This window comes from Bacteroides sp. LFL-34 (genome assembly GCF_027257075.1).
GTDB classification, from domain to species: Bacteria; Bacteroidota; Bacteroidia; order Bacteroidales; family Bacteroidaceae; genus Bacteroides; species Bacteroides ovatus.
Map to the genome: position 1 here is coordinate 25,722 of NZ_JAPQKZ010000011.1, position 18,279 is coordinate 44,000.

Below are 18,279 nucleotides of genomic sequence, written 5' to 3' on the forward strand. Positions count from 1 at the left end.
ATTATTTTATGCACATCACTCAAACAAATATTCTCAAAGGCTGTTTAGGTAGATAAATAATCCTCTAAACTCAAAGCTTATGAAGAAATTTATGATTTGTGCAATCGCATTGTTTCTGCTATTATCTACATCTGTCTTTGGAGATACCCCTCCCGGCAATGTACAGTCGACTTTCAAGAAAATGTATCCTAAAGCAAATGGCGTCGCCTGGTCACAAGACGACGGATATTATTGTGCCAACTTTGCAATGAACGGATTTACTAAAAATGTATGGTTCAACGTTCGGGGACAATGGGTGATGACGCAGACTGATCTTGTCAGTCTCGACCGGCTGACCCCAACAGTCTATAATGCCTTTGTATCCGGCCCATACGCAAATTGGGTGGTAGATAATGTGACAATGGTGGAGTTTCCCAAATGGCAGGCTATTATAGTAATTAAGGTAGGGCAAGATAATGTCGACATCAAATATCAGTTATTCTATACTCCACAAGGGGTATTGCTCAAAACGCGCAACGTTAGTGATATGTATGATATTCTCGGGCCAAGTACCTTTCTGGAAAACTAGGAACTGAATTATATAATAGGGTAATAAACGAGAAAGCCCCCGCAGATATTCAATAATATTTGCGGGGGCTTCTTGATTTAAAGATAAAATTATTTTTTCTTTCTAAGTACTACAGCGGTACGGGCAGGAATATAGAGTTTCAGCCACTCTTTCTTTTCCTTCTTGTACAGCGGATCGGTAATAGTGAAGTGCACGACAGAGTCGTCTGCCAAACCATTTCCTCCAAATGCTACATCGTCGGTGTTCAGTATCACTTCATAAGCTCCCGGAGTTACCAGGAATCCATAATCAGTGAATGACTGCTTTGGATTAAAGTTAAAGACAAATATAAGGTCTTTCCGTTCGTATGCCAATACCTGATCGCCATCATTATGCCATATTTCCTGAACAGGTGTTGCCTGGAAATCTTTCACACTCTTGAGAACTTTCAGCATTTCTTTATCAAAATCCCCCATATAGTGATAGGTCAGATTTTTGTTGTCCACCAAATCCCATTGGCGGCGGGCATATTTGCACGACCATCCGTTACCTTCACGCGGGAAGTCAATCCATTCGGGATGCCCGAATTCATTTCCCATAAAGTTCAGATAACCTCCGTTGATAGTCGAAGAGGTCAGCAGGCGGATCATTTTATGCAAAGCAATACCACGGTTGACAACATAATTTTCGTCTCCCTTCTGCATGTGCCAGTACATATCGGCATCAATCAGGCGGAAGATAATCGTCTTATCTCCTACTAATGCCTGGTCATGACTTTCTGCATACGAAATGGTCTTTTCATCCTGGCGACGGTTGGTTACTTCCCAGAACATGCTGGAAGGCTTCCAGTCTTCATCGATCTTTTCTTTGATTGTCTTGATCCAGTAGTCCGGAATATTCATGGCCATACGATAATCGAAGCCGTAACCGCCATCTTCTACTTTGGCAGCCAGTCCCGGCATACCGGAAACTTCTTCGGCAATGGTTATCGCTTTTGGATTTACCTGATGAATCACTTCATTAGCCAGCGTCAGGTAACAAATTGCATTATCATCCTGATGACCGTTGAAATAATCTCCGTAGTTACAGAAAGCTTCACCCAGTCCATGGCTGTAATATAACATAGAAGTCACTCCATCAAAACGGAATCCGTCAAATTTATATTCTTCCAGCCAGTACTTGCAGTTTGACAACAGGAAGTGGATCACTTCATTCTTGCCATAATCAAAGCAGAGAGAGTCCCAAGCCGGATGTTCGCGACGAGCGCCCGGATAAAAATACTGATTCGGATCACCGGCAAAGTTTCCTAGTCCTTCTACTTCATTCTTCACTGCATGTGAATGAACGATGTCCATAATCACAGCAATACCCATCTCATGAGCAGCATCAATCAATGCTTTTAGTTCATCGGGGGTACCAAAACGCGAAGAGGCAGCAAAGAAACTGGATACATGATAGCCGAAGCTTCCATAATATGGATGTTCCTGAATAGCCATAATCTGGATACAATTATATCCTTCTTCAGCAATACGAGGAAGTATTTTCTCGCGGAATTCGTTATATGTGCCCACTTTTTCCTCCTGCTGTGCCATTCCGATATGACATTCATAAATCAACAGCGGATTCGTGTCGGGCTTAAATGTTTTCTTCTTGAATTTATAGGGGTTCTCCGGAGCCCAGACTTGTGCACTGAATATTTTGGTCTGTTCATCCTGTACCACACGTGTAGCCCACGCAGGAATACGTTCGCCTTGTCCGCCTTCCCAATATACATTCAGTTTGTAGAGATCGCCATGATGAATGGCATCCGCCGGCAGGTTGATTTCCCAAATACCATTCTTTTGTTTTTTCAGCTTGTAGGCAGCTTTTTCCTCCCAATTATTAAATGTACCCACCATATAAATATGAGTAGCATTAGGAGCCCATTCACGGAAAGTCCACCCCTTATCGGTGCGATGCAATCCAAAATAAAGATACCCCGATGCAAAATCTGAAAGGGTTTGTTTTCCCTTATTCGTCAATTCAGCTTCTTTGTCTAATACATGCTGATGGCGTCCGGTGATAGCACCGGCAAAAGGCTCCAGCCAGGGATCGTTTTTTACGAGATTAAGTGTCTTTTCCATATCAGAATTGAATTAGGATTATGCTTTTACTTTTACGATTACTTTCTTCACACCATCTGGAGTGATACCGGGAGCATGACCGTCTTGCGGGAAAAAGATAGCAAACATTCCCGGTTTTACGGCAACGTATGTTTCTGCTAATCCTTCGAAGAAAGTAATATCTTTTTCCTCGTTGTAAGGTGCATCTGCCGGAACACAGTCTTTAGCAGCAGTATACCCCATTATTTCTGTTCCCGACAATGGGATTTGAATATCAATAAATTCGTTATGAGTTTCCAGTTTGGCTTCCTCTTTTGTTTTAGGTTTGGTTTGTGCAATATTCACCAACAGATCTTTTCCTTTCAGTTCTGTCTTACCAACTTCCATGGCTTGGAGGTCATGAGACTTCAAGAATTCAATAGCCTGTGCAAACAGAGGGTTTAAAGACGCATATTTCTCCAGATTTTCTAAAGTATCTACTACCATATAAGTTAAATTTTAAAGTTTATATTCTAGGCATTATTTATTCAAAATCATCAATCGTATAATTTATAAAATCGGCAAACCGTTTGAATTGCCGGAACACTTTGTCTATCTGTTCCAACATATCCGGTCGGGTAAAGAAGTCATCTGGAACATTATAAGAGCAAACATATTCTTTACATTTCAAATAATCAATGTACTTGAAATCTTTCGGAAAACCTTTCGGAGCTGTTTTCAGAAAATCCTCTCCTATCACCGGGAAGTATTTCTTAAACTCCGGATCTTCTACGATCGCAACAAACTCTTCGATATTATCATAGATAGATTGTCGCACTGCTTTCAGGATATTGGTAGGCAGACACAGGCTTCCTCCGGCAAGCATAGAACCATCCGGCTGCAAGTGTACATAATATCCACAATGATCGGACTTCTTTCCTTTGGCATTGATATAACCTCCGAAATGTATTTTATAAGGTGTTTTATCCGCAGAGAAGCGGGTATCCCGGTAAATACGATAAGTACAGTCTTTGGGCTGAATCCCCCGGATAGTTTCATCAAACAGGGAAATACGGGCGATCACTGTTGCCAAAAAGTTGTCGAACTCGGCACGGGCTGTTTCATATTCTGCCTTATGCTCATTAAACCACTCACGATTATTATTCGCGGAAAGATCTTTTAAAAACTGAAAGATAACGGGTATGTTCATCTTTATCATTTTCTATTATTACTCTACAAACGTACAAATTTTATTTCATATAAACTACAAAAGGGGGTAAAAGGACATAAAAAAAAGCATCGGCCTGGTAAAACCGATGCTCTAACACATTTATCAAAAAAACAGACTCTTCTGTCTCTGACGTACTTTAGCTTTCACAAGTGAAGTACAATCTCTTTAATTAATCTTATATCTAATACTATGAAAAACACATAAATATAACAGTACAAAAGAGACTTTTGTTCAGCAGTTCTCTGTATATTTCAGTTAATTATAGTTTATAGAATTAAATGTTTCTCATTTATAGGCAATATAATGTGTTTCCAGTCAATCATTGCATTGAATAACATGATATGGGAATAGTCTTTCAAACATATTTGCGGAATGTCTTTCTCAACAATGAGCTGCCTGTCCAGAAATTCGCTTCGTTTCGTCCCCCGGAGTAACGGATGAGCTGGTGTGAACCAGGTATCTCCGTCATAGAGAGCAACATTAGCTATAGAGGTATCTGTCAGATAGCCATTTCTCACAATTAAAATATCATCCGCCATTCCTTTTTGAGCGTACAAGGCATTCAGTTCTTCCCGATGCGCACTTTTATAAGTATAATCAATGGTATCGGACACAACCAAATGCAAAGAAGATACCTGTCGCATCTGATAGGGCGCATACGTAACTTCTTCCACTTCTTTTCCATATACAATCCGGCATTTATGAATTCCATTTAAAGTTGGCGGAGATATAAATTCCCGTAAATCCAGCGGAGTGCTGTCTTTCCAAAAAGCTGCACGGGTTTCATTAAAGCGCTCTGTGTGATAATCAAGATTATAAATCTGTCCATCCTCTATCCGGATAGTCTCAATAAATGGGTACATATACTTTTTGTTTCATTTCATTATACTCGCTTTCCACATCACTCTGGCAGGTAATCCCACCTCCACTTTTAAAATACATCTTCTCTCCTTCCTGTTCTACAAAACGTATCATAACGGCACTATCTAAATCAATGCCATCAGAATATCCCATAACTCCTGTATAAAATCCTCTGTCGTAGGTTTCAGCTTCCTGGATAATCTGCATCGTCTTTTTCTTTGGAGCACCGGTAATAGAACCGGCTGGCAGTAATCTGAAAATAATATCTCCCAAATGCTCCTGATAATTTTCAGGCAATATACCCTGAATTTCAGAACTCGTCTGAAAAATAGCTCCCCGATTAGTCTGTAACCTATCCATATACCGATACCGGGAAACTGACACTCGGTTGGCAACCATACTTAAATCATTACGAATCAGATCTACAATGGTAGCATGTTCGGCAGTCTCTTTTGGATCATTCATCAATAATTGAGCAGCAAAGGGAATTGAAGCATCAATGGTTCCCTTCATCGGATATGAGCTAATTTTTCCCTGATGAATTCTAACAAATATTTCAGGAGAGAAAACCGTAAAACGGTCTTTAATCCATAGCTTATAAATCGCTTTTGAATGAAAATAAATATCATTCAGAGTGAGATTGGTTTCTACCGGAGTGCGACACGTCAAATTAGTAAGGAAGCTATTTCCTGCCAGGATGTTCTGTCGCACAATATTAAACGAGCGTTGATAGGAAGAGAAAGATTCTGCGAAAGGCTGCCAATGTAGTGAAGGCATTGTTTTTGCAGAGTAAGTGGCTATATTATCTTCTGCTGATATGATCTGATTGGTAAATCCATTCAGATTATATAAAACTTCAGTAGAATCAACAGCAGTGACCTCCTCTATATAAGATACATCTTGTAGATAATTTATAATGAAAATGAAAGGACGATGGAGTTGTCCAAACTGATTCATTCGTTTGATAGCCTGTTCCTTATTATATAAGTGCATAAAATACTTCTACGTTTAGGGAAGGCAAATGTACGCAAAAAGTATAGATTAGAAAAAGATAGCAATAAAAAAGGGTTGCCCGATGTGTCATATCGGCAACCCTTTATCATTTATAAAATTGGTCAAATTACTTCATAACAGCTTTCACTTGAGGAAGCATCTTCTTCACATTTTCATTTTCCGGAGAGATCTTAGCAGCTTCTTCCAGATAGTCTAATGCTTCTTTAAATCTACCATCAGCTTTTTCTTTTTCTGCAGCATATTTATCTGCATCAGAATTTGCCAAAGGAGCAGCTTTCTTCAGGATATTAGCGCCATCATTATAGCACAGAACTCCTAAACTGTACAATGCATTTGTTTTATATTGCTTGTGATCCAAAGGAATTACTTTCTTAAAACAATCTTCAGCTTCTTCTGCTTTTCCTGCTTTCTGTGCTGCAAGTCCTGCTTTTAGATAATGAAGACCATAATTCTTCACCATTGTCTTATTCTTAGGATCGACTTTCAGCCCTTCTTCTAATGTAGCTACATATTCAGCAGTCTTCTTTTGTGCATCTAAAGCCAAAGCTTTACGAGCATACGCATTTCCTATATTAAATTTTTTCTGAATAGCAATATCGAAAAAGGTCACGGCTTCCGCATACTTTTTCACTTCGTCTGCTGCTATACCACAATAGTAAGCTGTTGCAGAATCCTGATTATTAGTCTGTTTCAGATATTCGCTGAACTTCGCATACGCTACTGGATAATTTTTAGCATTAAATGCATCATTTCCTTCTTTTTTCAATTGCTCTGGGGCGGTTTGTGCAAAAACATTAGTCACTACAATACAAAATGCAAATAAAAAAATCAATTTCTTCATAACTTTATGTGTTTTTTAGTTGTTTATCGTTCAAAAGTAAAAGTTATAATAGAAAAACACAACCCTATTTTATTTTTTTGAGCTTTTTGAAACCTATATAACGTTCGTTATTCTTCGTAAAAATGGCGTTTTTCTATTCATTCTTCCCAAACCATATAAATAAACAAAATGCCACCTCTATTATAAACTACTGATTCATAGTCACAAAGAAATATATGAATAAAAAAATGCCAGAAAGTTTTTGAGTTTTCATAAAAAGCACTACCTTTGCATCCGCAAATAAGGCTGGTTCCGTAGCTCAGCTGGATAGAGCAACGCCCTTCTAAGGCGTGGGTCAAGCGTTCGAATCGCTTCGGAATCACTTAAATAAAACGCTGATTATCAACAGATAATTAGCGTTTTGCTTTTCTAAAAAAGTTCATTTCTGAATTAAAAAAAACAATCTACATAGACTCCCTATTCTAATCTGTATTTCACAAAAAAGATCGTTCTTACATCAAAACAGAACTATCTTATGACATAAGTATACTGCTGATTAATGTAAAATAGCCACTCAAAAAAAGAAGGGAGAGATTCTTTTTCACATAAAATTCATTTTAACTTGGTGCATTAAATTATAAAGTATATATGAAATATTCCTTTGATAATTTGGAGAAGGTTCTGAAAATGAAAAAGGAATAATTCCTGAAAATACAGTTCTAAGCTCAATTTGTTGGCGTAAAATTTGCTAATACGTGGTTTTGTGTGTTCCTTTGTACTATATATTTGCCTCGTCAATAAAGGAAACATATACTTCCGCTAAAGTAAAGATTGGTAAATATTTTATGGTAGCAATATATAGCGACTCTAAAACAGGATATCATTGGCTATATTCAAATAAATATGCTTGTCAATATGTTGACATACCATATCGATATAATCCATGGGACTATTCTGTAGTTTTCCCATGTGATTTGCATAATTATGGAAAGATAGAATGGGTTTCATGGAATCAAACTCCTTATCCATATGAGTTTGAATTTTCAAAATAGGTCCATCTGCCGAAAACATTTAAAATCAGCAATACTCATTTCAAATCGGACTCTCTATAAAATAGAGCAATTTCTCAAGCTCTGAAAATAAAATATAGATACCTCTAACACTTTACTGTATCTGTTTCAAATTGCTAATAATAAAGCGATGAATTCAAATTCATCGCTTTATTATTAGCCCTAGATGGAAATATTTCCTTTACTCTTTTGTATTCTCATCCCCCACTATACCTGATGAAGAATTATCAGGAGCCTGATCTATCAAATCCATAAACTGATCCAGTTTAGGAGTTATAATAATCTCGGTCCGGCGGTTACGAGCTTTTCCTTCTGCCGTATCATTACCGGCTACCGGATTAAATTCACCTCGACCGGCAGCAGTCAGGCGTTTGGGATTTATACCATAAATATTCTGTAATGCCTGAACAACAGATGAAGCACGCAACGCACTCAAATCCCAATTATTACGTATATTCGTACGAGATATCGGATCGGTATCTGTATTTCCTTCTACCAGAACATCATAATCTTTGTAGTCCTGAATGATTTTGGCTATTTTACTAAGCACAGCCTCTGCTTTATTGCTAATTTCATAACTTCCTGATTTATAAAGCATGTTATCTGCTAAGGAAATATATACAACACCTTTCAATACCTTAATATCCAAGTCACGCATCTCTTCACGGGTAAGCGAACGGGTAAGTTTATTGACCATTACGAGATTCAAAGAGTCTGATCTATTCTTTTCTTTAACCAAATGCTGGATGAAACGGTTTGAAGCATTGATCTCATCTATTAACTTACCCATATTCATATTCCCTTGAGAGCTCTGTGTAAGACTCTTATTCAAGATGCTTTGCATATCGGACAAGCTCTTGCGTAACTCACTATTATTCCGCTGCGCTTCGGCAAGTCTCTCCTCAAGACTTGTTGAACGTGCCTGATTTTCTCTTAGCTGCAATTGACTTTCCTGATATTCTTTTTGCAACTTTGTATAATCAGTTTTTAAACCTTTAAATTGCTTCTGACTTACACAACTCGCCAATACTATACATCCTGTCAGTACTAACAACGGTCGAAAAAGATTCTTCATAACTCTATTATTTTAATTACTAACTTTTTAAGTGACCAACTGCAGCCGTTTCCACAACAATTGCGTAAATCGGTTGGTTATGAACACATTTATCGAGATAAAGCTCGAACGACCTTATAACATTTCAAAAGAACGAAAAGTTTAGTATGTAAATAAAATCTGTTTTTATCAGAGTTTGATCCATCCTGCCAAGTTATCCAACTTAATTTTATAAATTTGCACCATACTAAAACATTACTGCGTGAAAAACAAACGTTGGATTTATTTAGCAATTACTTCCGCAATTATAGTGTTAGGATTGGCTTCCCGAAAACATGGTGATATATTGCCCGAATTTATCGCAGAGTATTCAGGCGATACGCTTTGGGCAGCCATGGTGTATTGTGGAATACGCTTTCTTTTCCCGTCATTATCTATACTCAAGACCATTGTTATTTCCTTATTATTTTCTTATTGTATAGAAATTAGCCAACTATACCAAGCAGACTGGGCAAATACTGTACGAAACACCACACTTGGAGCATTAATCTTTGGACATGGTTTTCTATGGTCAGATATGATCTGTTATACTGTTGGAGTATCATTATCCGCTGTTATAGATTCAGGAAGGATTATTATCTCCCAAAAGAGAAACCCCTAGAAAAAAAGCACTGCAAACCTACTTTGTTTACAGTGCTCTTTCCGATTATCATTTAAACTACCTATCACAATCTACAATGAAAACTATCGCTCAAAGGTAACTTCTTATTAGTGGAAACAACCTTTATTTCATTTTCACCAGGTTCTAGTTCCACATTTTTCCATTCCAGAATAGCATACGAATCCGGTATTGCTTTACCATAACTCTTACCGTTTACAAACAATTCGGCTCCTGACAGATTCGTGAAAGCAGTAATTGTTTGCAAACGTTGTGTACGTACTGTGTTACGTTTGCCTGTTAAATAAAGCATTGGTTCTTCCCTATTCCAGTTGGCCTTATAGAAGTAGAAAGCATCTTTACGAACTTTCCGGTCGAAGGTAACCAAACCTTTATCATTAATTCCGGGACGGTCTCCTTCAGTGCGATGTGCAGCGCCAAAATCAAACATATTCCAGACAAAGCTCCCCCATACATAAGGACGGGAAGAGATTGTTTTCCAGTTTTCAATGTGATAATACGTCTGCCAGTTTTCAGGATGCCACCAACTGGTTGGTACAGTTTTAACCAACGAATCTTGTTGATGGTAAATACTTGCGCCGGCACCATATTCACTGATAGCAATACATATTTCCGGATGATCCTTATGCATTCGATCCAACCATTTCCCCAAATCAGCGGGAGTGCCACCATACCATCCATCATAACGGTTCCAAGCAATAGCATCCGTTATGAAATTCAAATCTCCCATTTGATTACTTGCGGAGGTCGTAGGCCGGGTAGTATCTTCCTGATGTGCCAGCACATTTAATTCTTTGATGTACTCAACCGGATTATCTCCCAACTCCGTCAACTCATTAAACAGCCCCCATACACAAATAGAAGGATGATTATAATGTTGACGAATCAGTTCTTTGAGCTGCTCTTTTCCGTTGGCACGGAAAGCAGGTAAATCCACAAAACCTTTATCATTATATCCACCAGGACCCACAAAAGGTATTTCAGCCCATACAATAATACCATTCTTATCCATCAGATCATAAAAATAAGTAGCCTGCGGATAATGCGCCAAACGAACAGCATTCACTCCCATCTCCAACATCAATGCCACATCTTCCTCATGGTGTTGCGGGCGCAGCGCATTGCCCACCTCACTCCTATCCTGATGACGGCAAACGCCTTGAAGAGGCAAATGTTTTCCATTCAGGAAAAAACCTTTATCAGGGTCGATCCGGTAAAAACGAAGTCCTAACGGTTGTGTAACACGATCTACCATCTGACCATTCCGGAAAAGAGTCACTTCCGCCTGATAAAGGAAAGGATCCTGACGACCATTCCACAAATGAGGCTGATCGATTTCAAATGTAAGTTCCTGCTGCATTACTTCGTTTCCAGAAAGATTCACATTCTTTGTTCCTTCTTTCACCACCCTTTGACCATCTAACAGGCGTACGTTAAGCTCCACTTCCTGATTACCACTACTCCCGTTTGATAAATCAACAATAGCCCGCACCTTAGCATACCGATGGCTCACACTATCCTGTATCAGACGTACTCCGGGGGAAGCATAATCCAAAGGAGAAATACACGTCTCATCAGTAATCAACAAATGTACATCACGATAAATACCTCCGTAAAAATTAAAGTCACCGACCAGAGGCATAATATCCAACTGTTCACCATTATTCACCCGTACTAATATAGAGTTTTCTTTTCCATATTCCACCTTTCCTGTGATCTCAAAGATAAAAGCTCCATATCCCCCACGATGCTCACCTATATGACGACGATTTATAAACACATCTGCAATGTTATTCACTCCTTCGAAACGAATAAAAAGACGTTTTCCTTTCCATTCGGGACGAATAAATAAATTCTTCTCATAATTACCAATTCCCCGTTTATAGTCTATCTTACCGGACAAAGCATCCTGCGCATTCCAAGTATGAGGCAAATCAACTCTTACCCCTGTTCCCTTCTGTACCTGATGCGAAAACCGGAAATTCCAATCATTATTTAGCAAGATATCCTGTCGCTGGGCAAACATCGACATTCCGTAAAGCATGAATAAAACAACCGATACCAAACGGCTGGACTGTAATAAAACTGTTTTCATATTATTTCTTTAATGATGACTTCTTTATTCTGATAAAAGAAGATAATGATTCAACCTTATTCTTATATTTTTTTTCATCGACCCGATTCTTGTTTTCCTTCCCGTCAATCCGATGGTCAAACAACATACTGGCTTTCTTCACGTCGCCTTTCATCCATTCCGCATAACTATAACGCCGGTCAACGGCATTATCTCCTCCTTCCCACTGAATATAGACTTCACCTTTCGTCTTAGCTTTCAGATTCTTGAAAACCCCGGCAAAGCTTTGCCCGCTTAGCTGTTCAGCGGGAACAGGCAGTTTACAAAGTTCACATAAAGTCGGGTACAAATCAACAAATTCCACCATCGATTTTGTTTTTCCTTTTTTCATTCCCGGCACACGGACAATCAACGGTACATGAGTAGAAGTATTCATCAGATTATGTTTACCTATAAAATCATGTTCTCCCAGATTCCAGCCATGATCTCCCAACAAAACCACAATTGTATTATCCGATAATCCCAGTTCATCCAATGCATCCAATACCTTGCCAATCTGTGCATCCACATAACTCAAACAAGCATAATATCCATGTTTTACCTCCCGCTGGAAGTCAATATCACTCGTATCCGCAACCCGTGCATACGCATATATCTCGCTCGAATTACGAACCTGCTCCGGCAATCCTTCAGGTCGGAAACGATTGGTAGCCAAAGGTATTTCCTCCCGTTTATATAAATCCCAATATTTCTTTGGGGCATTGAACGGCAAATGAGGTTTCCAGAAACCACAAGCCAAGAAGAAAGGTTTGCCAGCCTCCTTCATCCTTTTCAAGTCACGAATAGCTCGGTTTGCAAGTTTCCCATCATCATAGGCAGTATCAGGAACATCAGCAGATTCACAAAAAGGTCCCCTCATCGTTTTCGGATTAATCGTTTTTCCCGATTCCGAATTCATCCAAAGTTCCCATTTATTATATTCCGCCCAATATACATCATATCCATTCGGATGATTCCGGTAAGGAGGCTCACTCCACGAATCCGCATGATCGCTGATATGATGAAACACCTTGCCGTCCGAAATAGTATGATAACCATTCCGGGTGAACCATCCCGAAATAGGTATTGCTTCGGGACAATCTTTGCTGGCATAGGCGGAAAAACTAATAAAGCGATCGGGGTAATGAGGATATACACCCGTCAATAAACTAGCCCGGGATGCCCCACTCACAGGAATATTACAATACGCATTCTGAAACAAGACGCCACTTGCCGCCAAACGGTCCATATTAGGAGTTTTCACTACATCTACCCCGTAACACCCCAGTTCGGGGCGCATATCATCAGCCATTATAAAAAGCACATTCATTTGGGATGCATCCTGTTGTGCACGTAGTATAGATGAGATGCAGCAAGCTGTTCCACAAAAAAACGCATATTTTATTGATATTCTATTTTTCATTTTCTACCTTAAATTTTCAAGACCTGCAATATACTAAAATATTACAGGTCTTGTGCATCATTTCAATTTAAAATTACTTTGTCCATACCGGATTTTGTTCCAAATTCGTATTTAACGCCAATTGCTTCAAAGGCAACGGATACAGATAATAATGTTCCTGCCATCCAAGCGGGGTATCAAAGAAATAAACATATCCTTCATCAGCACCTGCACCACCCGTTACTTTCAAATTCTTGGCCGAAGCCCCTGTCACATAGGCACCCAGCGGTTGTTTGTTAACATAGTCTCCTTTCTTCCACCTGCGCAAATCATCCAAACGGAAACCTTCGCCCATCAATTCAACTCGTCTCTCTCTACGCACTTCCCACAAAAGAGCAGGAACGGAAGGATCACGCTTCGGATCAAAAGCATCATTAATATCATTCACCACCATTTTCGCCACATTAGCTCTTGCCCGAAGTTTGTTAATAGACTTATCCGCAGCAGCCTGGTCGAACTTGTTCAATTCGCACATCGCTTCGGCATAGTTTACCATCACCTCACCTATACGGAACAGCGGGGCATCTGTTGTATTCACCCCATTCGCGTTGGTAGCTACAGTATGTGTATTATAATATTTCCATACCCAGAAGCCCATTTGGGAAGCGTTCCAGCCCTGTCCCCAGTTCATATTCTTAAAGTGAGGTTGTCCTTGCACGGTGAATCCTTTAAAGTTGGAAGACGGCAAACGATGATAAGTTTCACCGGAAATCGTAGCCATTAAATCTATAAATTCCCTGTCCTGTGCATTATCCGTATATTTCCAATCAGCCGTACTGGGTCCGTTTTCTTTCTTCACCATATATGGAGGACAGATCGTCAAATACAACCGGTAATCACGATCACGGAATTGTCCATACATATTCTTATCACCCCCATAACGGCTAGTCGTCGTGCTAACCGGTCGTCCATCCGTACAAAGATAACTGTCTACCGCGTCTTTCGTTGCCTCAATATAAGATTCACCTGTACGCACCATACGGGTCAAACCATGCATTAACTGTCCGGTTTCATAAGCCTTATACAAAAGAATACCTGTCACCCCATCCAGTGTTTCCGAATTAAACAACTCATCATATTTAGGATGCACATTCGGATATTGCTTAATCACCTCTTCAGAAGCACGGGCACATTCTTCCAGATAAGTATCCGCTCCCGACAAACCATGATATTTTCTCCAAGTTCCTTCAAATAAAGCAAAACGGGAAATAAGAGCTTTCACCACATACATATTAATTGTATTTTTCCCATCCGCTTCGATATTACTGCCAATATGTGTTTCCGCATATTTCAAATTAGACAGAATATTGGAAGCCACCAAGTCACGACTATCACGTTTTCCATAAAGCTCGGGACTTTCCTCAGTCAAAGCATGCTCTACCCAAGGAATATCACCAAATTTAGAAAGCATCTGAAAGTATTTATAAGAACGGAAGAAATATCCCACACTTCTCCAATGCTCCCTCTCGGTTTCACTCATTTCCGAATGATCAATATTATCGAGCATCAGGTTAACACGACGGATATAATCATAATCCCAATCTTTAGACTCATCCGTAGCCTTTGCTTTGCGATATGCCCACTGACCTTCATATCCATCCAATCCTTTTATCATGTTATCCGATTCAAAATCACCACGGAAAATTTCATCCGTTTGCCCTGTATCATACGTATATCCGAAGAACACGTTATACAATCCCCATGTATACGTTTTAAAGTTGTCATAGGTAGTAAAGACCGATGCTTCTGTTTGCTGTCCTTTGGGATAAACCTCCAGAAATTCGTCATTTAGACAAGACGACATCAACAAACAAAGACTAACGCTTACACATAGTATATATTTATTCATAATAATTACTCTTTAAGTTGTGAAACAATCAGAATGAAAGGTTTATACCGAACGAATACTGTCTCATATACGGATAGGTAAAACCACGTTGTCCTAAATCATCCGTGACAGAACGTTCCGGATCAAGTCCCTTCGGCAAGTGGTCGAACGTATAAAGATTCTCACCACTGAAGAACACAGCCAGATTATTAACTCCAATCTTACTCATCCACTTAGACGGGAAATTATAAGAAAGCGTTATATTACGAATACTTAAATACGATCCATCCTGTAGATAACGAGTTTGTACACGTGTATTGGCATCTGTATTTCCGGCCGCTTTCTCATAAATACGGGGGAAATAACTATTCGTATTTTCCGGAGTCCAATAATTCAACTGTGAATCATAAACGGTAGTCCAAGCATCATAATGCGGATAAAACAGATCGTTCATCACCCACAAATCTCGTTTACCAACTCCTTGTAGCAAGAATGACAGAGAAAAACCGTTCCAACTTGCACTACCATGAATACCATACTGATAACGCCGGGTATTATTACCAATGATTTTACGGTCTCCCGGATCTTTCGTTGTACTGGTACCACTGTTGATAATATCATTACCATCCAAGTCCTTATATAATATATCTCCCGGATTCGGATTATAACCTTCCACTTTAGCAATACCCGGTTTCAGTTTGCCATCTGCATCGAAATCATCTACTGTGTACAAACGATCGGTCACATACCCCCAAATTTCACCCAGTTCCATTCCTACGCGATATGTTTCATTATCGTTCTTGTCCTTGCCAAACAGTCCTGTTTCGTTGTTGTATTTAGTAATCTTTGTTTTCGCATCGTAAAGATTAAAGCCTATGCTATATTTCACTTTTCCGATCTGATCGTTCCAGTCAACCGAGATTTCCCAACCTTTAGAACGAAGGTCAGCCGTGTTCTGTAAAGGGGCACTTGCACCTAATACACCCGGAAGTTCAGAGCCCGGAGCAAGCATACCCTTAGTATCTCTACGATACCAGTCGAACACCATATTCAATCTGTTATCCAATAGCCCAAGATCGAATCCGACATCAATTGTCGTTACTTTTTCCCAAGTAAAGCTATTGCTAACCAAAGCAGCTGGTTTCAAAGTAGTAACTTTAATACCGGAAACAGTCCAATAAGCCTGTTCCGCATCCATACCGGGAATATATGCGTAAGGAGTGATGCTCTGATTTCCAATATTACCCCAAGAACCACGCAATTTCAAGTTCGAAAGAACAGAGTTCAAAGGTTTCATAAACGCTTCCTCGCTGATACGCCATCCGGCGGAAACCGAAGGGAAGAAACCGAAACGGCTATTCTTCGGGAATTTGGAAGAACCGTCATAACGTCCGTTCGTTTCAAGCAAATACTTGCCGGCAAACGAATAGTTGATGCGATAGAACAACCCTCTTACCGTATAACGTTCAAATTTGTCCTTAGCAAAATAATCACCTGTCGACTGCGAAATAGACGGCAGATCTTCATTAATCATATTCATACGCGACATCTCTGCATAACGATAGTCACTACTCTCCTGATTGAAACCTCCCATCACCGTTACATCATGTTTGCCCCATGAGTTGTTATAGTTAGCATAGAAGTTCAATGCATTATAATCCGTAATACCATTGGAATATTCATACTTGGAATTGGCAGTGGAAACCTCTTTCACAAAGTTACCTCCATGTGCATAATAGAACTTCTTCTCAAATTTCGTTTTCTCGTTACTTAGATGATTGAATGTATACTCACCAATCAACTTCACATTCTTCAAAGGACTGATCGTAACCTTTCCGAAAATACGAAGATTATTCTTTTGAATAGTTGTCGGATATGCCAGATCAATCAAGTTACGAGGAGTATTGATCTGTAATTCTTCGCCGTCAATATTCATTGTTCCAGTAGGGAAATAAGAAGGGAATGCGACTGCTGCTCCCCATATACCATATCCTCCGGAAGTTTCCGGCAATGAAGAGTTCGAGTTCGTATATTTAATATCCAATTCCGGAGTAATCCATGAAAACACATCCGAGCGGAGATAAGAAGACACGTTGTAACGCTTGTACGTATCTTTATCCGAAGCCAGTACCCCATTTTCATTCACCATACCGAAGGAGAAACGATAAGAAATATCTTTCGTACCGCCACCTACCGAGATATTATGAGTTTGTTGGAAACCAGTCTCCATCATATCATCGAAAAGATCAGTCTCTGCCAAGCTGTAGCGTAGCCCGTCCACCATTGCATAACCATCCGGATATGCAGACGGATTAGCATTATATTCCTTCAAAAGTCCCAACCAGGTATCTACGTTCTGACCACTTTGATAATTGATTGTCCCCATGTCCTTATAAGCTTGTACCGTTTGGAGCGGAGTAGCCTTATGAGGCATATTGGCAGGTCTGCTAAAAGAGAAGTTATTTGAATAATTAATAGAGAGTTTAGTTGCATCCGAGCCTTTCTTTGTAGTAATCAAAATCACACCGAAAGCTGCCCGTGCTCCATAAATAGCAGAAGATGCGGCATCCTTCAAAACAGTCACCGATTCAATATCGTTCGGATCGAGCATATTAATATCCATCTCCACGTTATCCACCAGCACCAGCGGTTTCCCATTCTTATCCAGACTGTTGACACCACGAATGTTGAAACTCATTTCTTCACCGGGTCTTCCTGAATTACCTGTAATCTGCAAGCCGGGCATTGCCCCTTTTAAAGCGTCACTCACAGACACCACCGGACGATCACCTAAAACATCATCCATCTTCACACTGCTCACCGCACCTGTCAGGTTCGCTTTCTTTTGTACGCCGTAACCAACAACTACTACTTCGTCTATTAACCGAGTATCTTCTTTCAAAGTTACATTGAGAGGACGTTGATCTTTCACCACCACTTCCTGTGTGGCATAGCCGATATACGATATGGATAAACGGGCATTCGGAGTAACCATCAAAGAAAAATTGCCATCCATATCCGTAATGGTACCTTCCGTAGAATCGACCACTTTCACATTTGCCCCAATCACCCCTTCACCTGTAGGATCAGTGATTCTACCTTTTAAGACAAACGCTTTTTCCTGTTCTTTCTGCGGTGTCACTGCATGGAACATAATCACCCGGGGTCCGTTCACTTCATAACTGACGTCCGTACCGGCCAGCAATTGTCCCATCACATCATTAATAGTACCGTTATTTATATTCACAGAGACTTTCCTATTCAAATCAATGTCATTATTACGAATCAGGAAAGAGTAATTGCCTTGCTTCTTTATTACTTCAATGGCTTCTTTCAAAGTAATATTATCTACTTTCACACTGAATCGCTTACTTTGTTCCTGTGCCGATAGCTGGAAACCACCAGTCAAAACGTTTCCTACAGACAAAAGCAGAAGCATTAATAATATTCTTTTTACTATTAATCTCATATTTTTCACTATTAAAGGTTAACATAATATCTTTCTATACAACGCTGAAC

General features: G+C 39.6%; 13 protein-coding genes and 1 tRNA gene. 3 read left to right on the forward strand and 11 right to left on the reverse strand.

Translation table 11 applies throughout. The features are described 5' to 3' along the window. The first annotated feature begins 79 nt into the window (after window positions 1-79). Window positions 80-568 (forward strand): PepSY-like domain-containing protein, encoded by a 489-nt coding sequence (locus N5O98_RS08600; protein WP_004303340.1) that lies wholly within the window; start codon window positions 80-82, stop codon window positions 566-568. Between the two features lie 89 nt (window positions 569-657). Here the strand turns inward: N5O98_RS08600 and N5O98_RS08605 are convergent, their stop codons facing one another. The 6 genes from N5O98_RS08605 to N5O98_RS08630 all read right to left on the reverse strand — a co-directional run bounded on the left by N5O98_RS08605 (window position 658) and on the right by N5O98_RS08630 (window position 6,575). After that, window positions 658-2,670 (reverse strand): alpha amylase C-terminal domain-containing protein, encoded by a 2,013-nt coding sequence (locus N5O98_RS08605; RefSeq protein ID WP_004303341.1) that lies wholly within the window; start codon window positions 2,668-2,670, stop codon window positions 658-660. An 18-nt stretch (window positions 2,671-2,688) separates the two neighbouring features. Next, the gene (locus N5O98_RS08610; protein WP_004303343.1) at window positions 2,689-3,135 is read right to left on the reverse strand and encodes a YhcH/YjgK/YiaL family protein; all 447 of its coding nucleotides are present in this window, start codon (window positions 3,133-3,135) and stop codon (window positions 2,689-2,691) included. A 37-nt stretch (window positions 3,136-3,172) separates the two neighbouring features. Further along, window positions 3,173-3,847 (reverse strand): DUF2461 domain-containing protein, encoded by a 675-nt coding sequence (locus N5O98_RS08615; protein WP_004303345.1) that lies wholly within the window; start codon window positions 3,845-3,847, stop codon window positions 3,173-3,175. 278 nt (window positions 3,848-4,125) lie between these two features. Then, entirely contained in the window at window positions 4,126-4,722 is a 597-nt protein-coding gene (locus N5O98_RS08620; protein ID WP_004318214.1) for an aminotransferase class IV family protein, read from the reverse strand. After that, window positions 4,706-5,713, reverse strand: coding sequence for an aminodeoxychorismate synthase component I (locus N5O98_RS08625; RefSeq protein ID WP_004318213.1), 1,008 nt, complete (start codon window positions 5,711-5,713; stop codon window positions 4,706-4,708). Before N5O98_RS08625 ends, N5O98_RS08620 begins: the two co-directional genes overlap by 17 nt. A 127-nt stretch (window positions 5,714-5,840) precedes the next feature. Continuing rightward, the gene (locus tag N5O98_RS08630) at window positions 5,841-6,575 is read right to left on the reverse strand and encodes a hypothetical protein (RefSeq protein WP_004295839.1); all 735 of its coding nucleotides are present in this window, start codon (window positions 6,573-6,575) and stop codon (window positions 5,841-5,843) included. 287 nt (window positions 6,576-6,862) lie between these two features. Here N5O98_RS08630 and N5O98_RS08635 point away from each other — a divergent pair. Continuing rightward, window positions 6,863-6,936: transfer RNA gene (locus N5O98_RS08635), tRNA-Arg, on the forward strand. An 869-nt stretch (window positions 6,937-7,805) separates the two neighbouring features. Here the strand turns inward: N5O98_RS08635 and N5O98_RS08640 are convergent. Beyond that, on the reverse strand, window positions 7,806-8,699 hold the full coding sequence (locus N5O98_RS08640; protein WP_032849718.1) for an OmpA/MotB family protein: 894 nt from the start codon (window positions 8,697-8,699) through the stop codon (window positions 7,806-7,808). A 241-nt stretch (window positions 8,700-8,940) separates the two neighbouring features. Here N5O98_RS08640 and N5O98_RS08645 point away from each other — a divergent pair, with 241 nt between their 5' ends. Continuing rightward, window positions 8,941-9,339 carry a ribosomal maturation YjgA family protein gene (locus tag N5O98_RS08645; protein WP_004295836.1) on the forward strand — a complete coding sequence of 133 codons (399 nt, stop codon included), beginning with the start codon at window positions 8,941-8,943 and terminating at the stop codon, window positions 9,337-9,339. Between the two features lie 64 nt (window positions 9,340-9,403). On the opposite strand, the gene lacZ4 is transcribed toward N5O98_RS08645, so the two are convergent. The 4 genes from lacZ4 to N5O98_RS08665 all read right to left on the reverse strand — a co-directional run bounded on the left by lacZ4 (window position 9,404) and on the right by N5O98_RS08665 (window position 18,199). Then, window positions 9,404-11,401, reverse strand: coding sequence for a beta-glucuronidase LacZ4 (gene lacZ4, locus N5O98_RS08650; protein ID WP_374938875.1), 1,998 nt, complete (start codon window positions 11,399-11,401; stop codon window positions 9,404-9,406). 52 nt (window positions 11,402-11,453) lie between these two features. Then, complete coding sequence (locus N5O98_RS08655; protein WP_009039568.1) at window positions 11,454-12,893, reverse strand: sulfatase; 1,440 nt, start codon at window positions 12,891-12,893, stop codon at window positions 11,454-11,456. Window positions 12,894-12,966: 73 nt separating this feature from the next. Next, window positions 12,967-14,781 carry a RagB/SusD family nutrient uptake outer membrane protein gene (locus N5O98_RS08660; RefSeq protein WP_004308905.1) on the reverse strand — a complete coding sequence of 605 codons (1,815 nt, stop codon included), beginning with the start codon at window positions 14,779-14,781 and terminating at the stop codon, window positions 12,967-12,969. Window positions 14,782-14,809: 28 nt separating this feature from the next. Continuing rightward, complete coding sequence (locus N5O98_RS08665; protein ID WP_182423460.1) at window positions 14,810-18,199, reverse strand: TonB-dependent receptor; 3,390 nt, start codon at window positions 18,197-18,199, stop codon at window positions 14,810-14,812. Between the last annotated feature and the right edge of the window lie 80 nt (window positions 18,200-18,279).

What these genes read in the sequence shown, in the direction of transcription:
- N5O98_RS08630 (WP_004295839.1), bottom strand. Translation starts at nt 6,575, where the DNA reads ATGAAGAAATTGATTTTTTTATTTGCATTTTGTATTGTAGTGACTAAT.
- N5O98_RS08660 (WP_004308905.1), bottom strand. Translation starts at nt 14,781, where the DNA reads ATGAATAAATATATACTATGTGTAAGCGTTAGTCTTTGTTTGTTGATG.
- N5O98_RS08610 (WP_004303343.1), bottom strand. Translation starts at nt 3,135, where the DNA reads ATGGTAGTAGATACTTTAGAAAATCTGGAGAAATATGCGTCTTTAAAC.
- N5O98_RS08615 (WP_004303345.1), bottom strand. Translation starts at nt 3,847, where the DNA reads ATGATAAAGATGAACATACCCGTTATCTTTCAGTTTTTAAAAGATCTT.
- N5O98_RS08655 (WP_009039568.1), bottom strand. Translation starts at nt 12,893, where the DNA reads ATGAAAAATAGAATATCAATAAAATATGCGTTTTTTTGTGGAACAGCT.
- lacZ4 (WP_374938875.1), bottom strand. Translation starts at nt 11,401, where the DNA reads ATGCTTTACGGAATGTCGATGTTTGCCCAGCGACAGGATATCTTGCTA.
- N5O98_RS08620 (WP_004318214.1), bottom strand. Translation starts at nt 4,722, where the DNA reads ATGTACCCATTTATTGAGACTATCCGGATAGAGGATGGACAGATTTAT.
- N5O98_RS08600 (WP_004303340.1), top strand. Translation starts at nt 80, where the DNA reads ATGAAGAAATTTATGATTTGTGCAATCGCATTGTTTCTGCTATTATCT.
- N5O98_RS08665 (WP_182423460.1), bottom strand. Translation starts at nt 18,199, where the DNA reads ATGCTTCTGCTTTTGTCTGTAGGAAACGTTTTGACTGGTGGTTTCCAG.
- N5O98_RS08640 (WP_032849718.1), bottom strand. Translation starts at nt 8,699, where the DNA reads ATGAAGAATCTTTTTCGACCGTTGTTAGTACTGACAGGATGTATAGTA.
- N5O98_RS08605 (WP_004303341.1), bottom strand. Translation starts at nt 2,670, where the DNA reads ATGGAAAAGACACTTAATCTCGTAAAAAACGATCCCTGGCTGGAGCCT.
- N5O98_RS08625 (WP_004318213.1), bottom strand. Translation starts at nt 5,713, where the DNA reads ATGCACTTATATAATAAGGAACAGGCTATCAAACGAATGAATCAGTTT.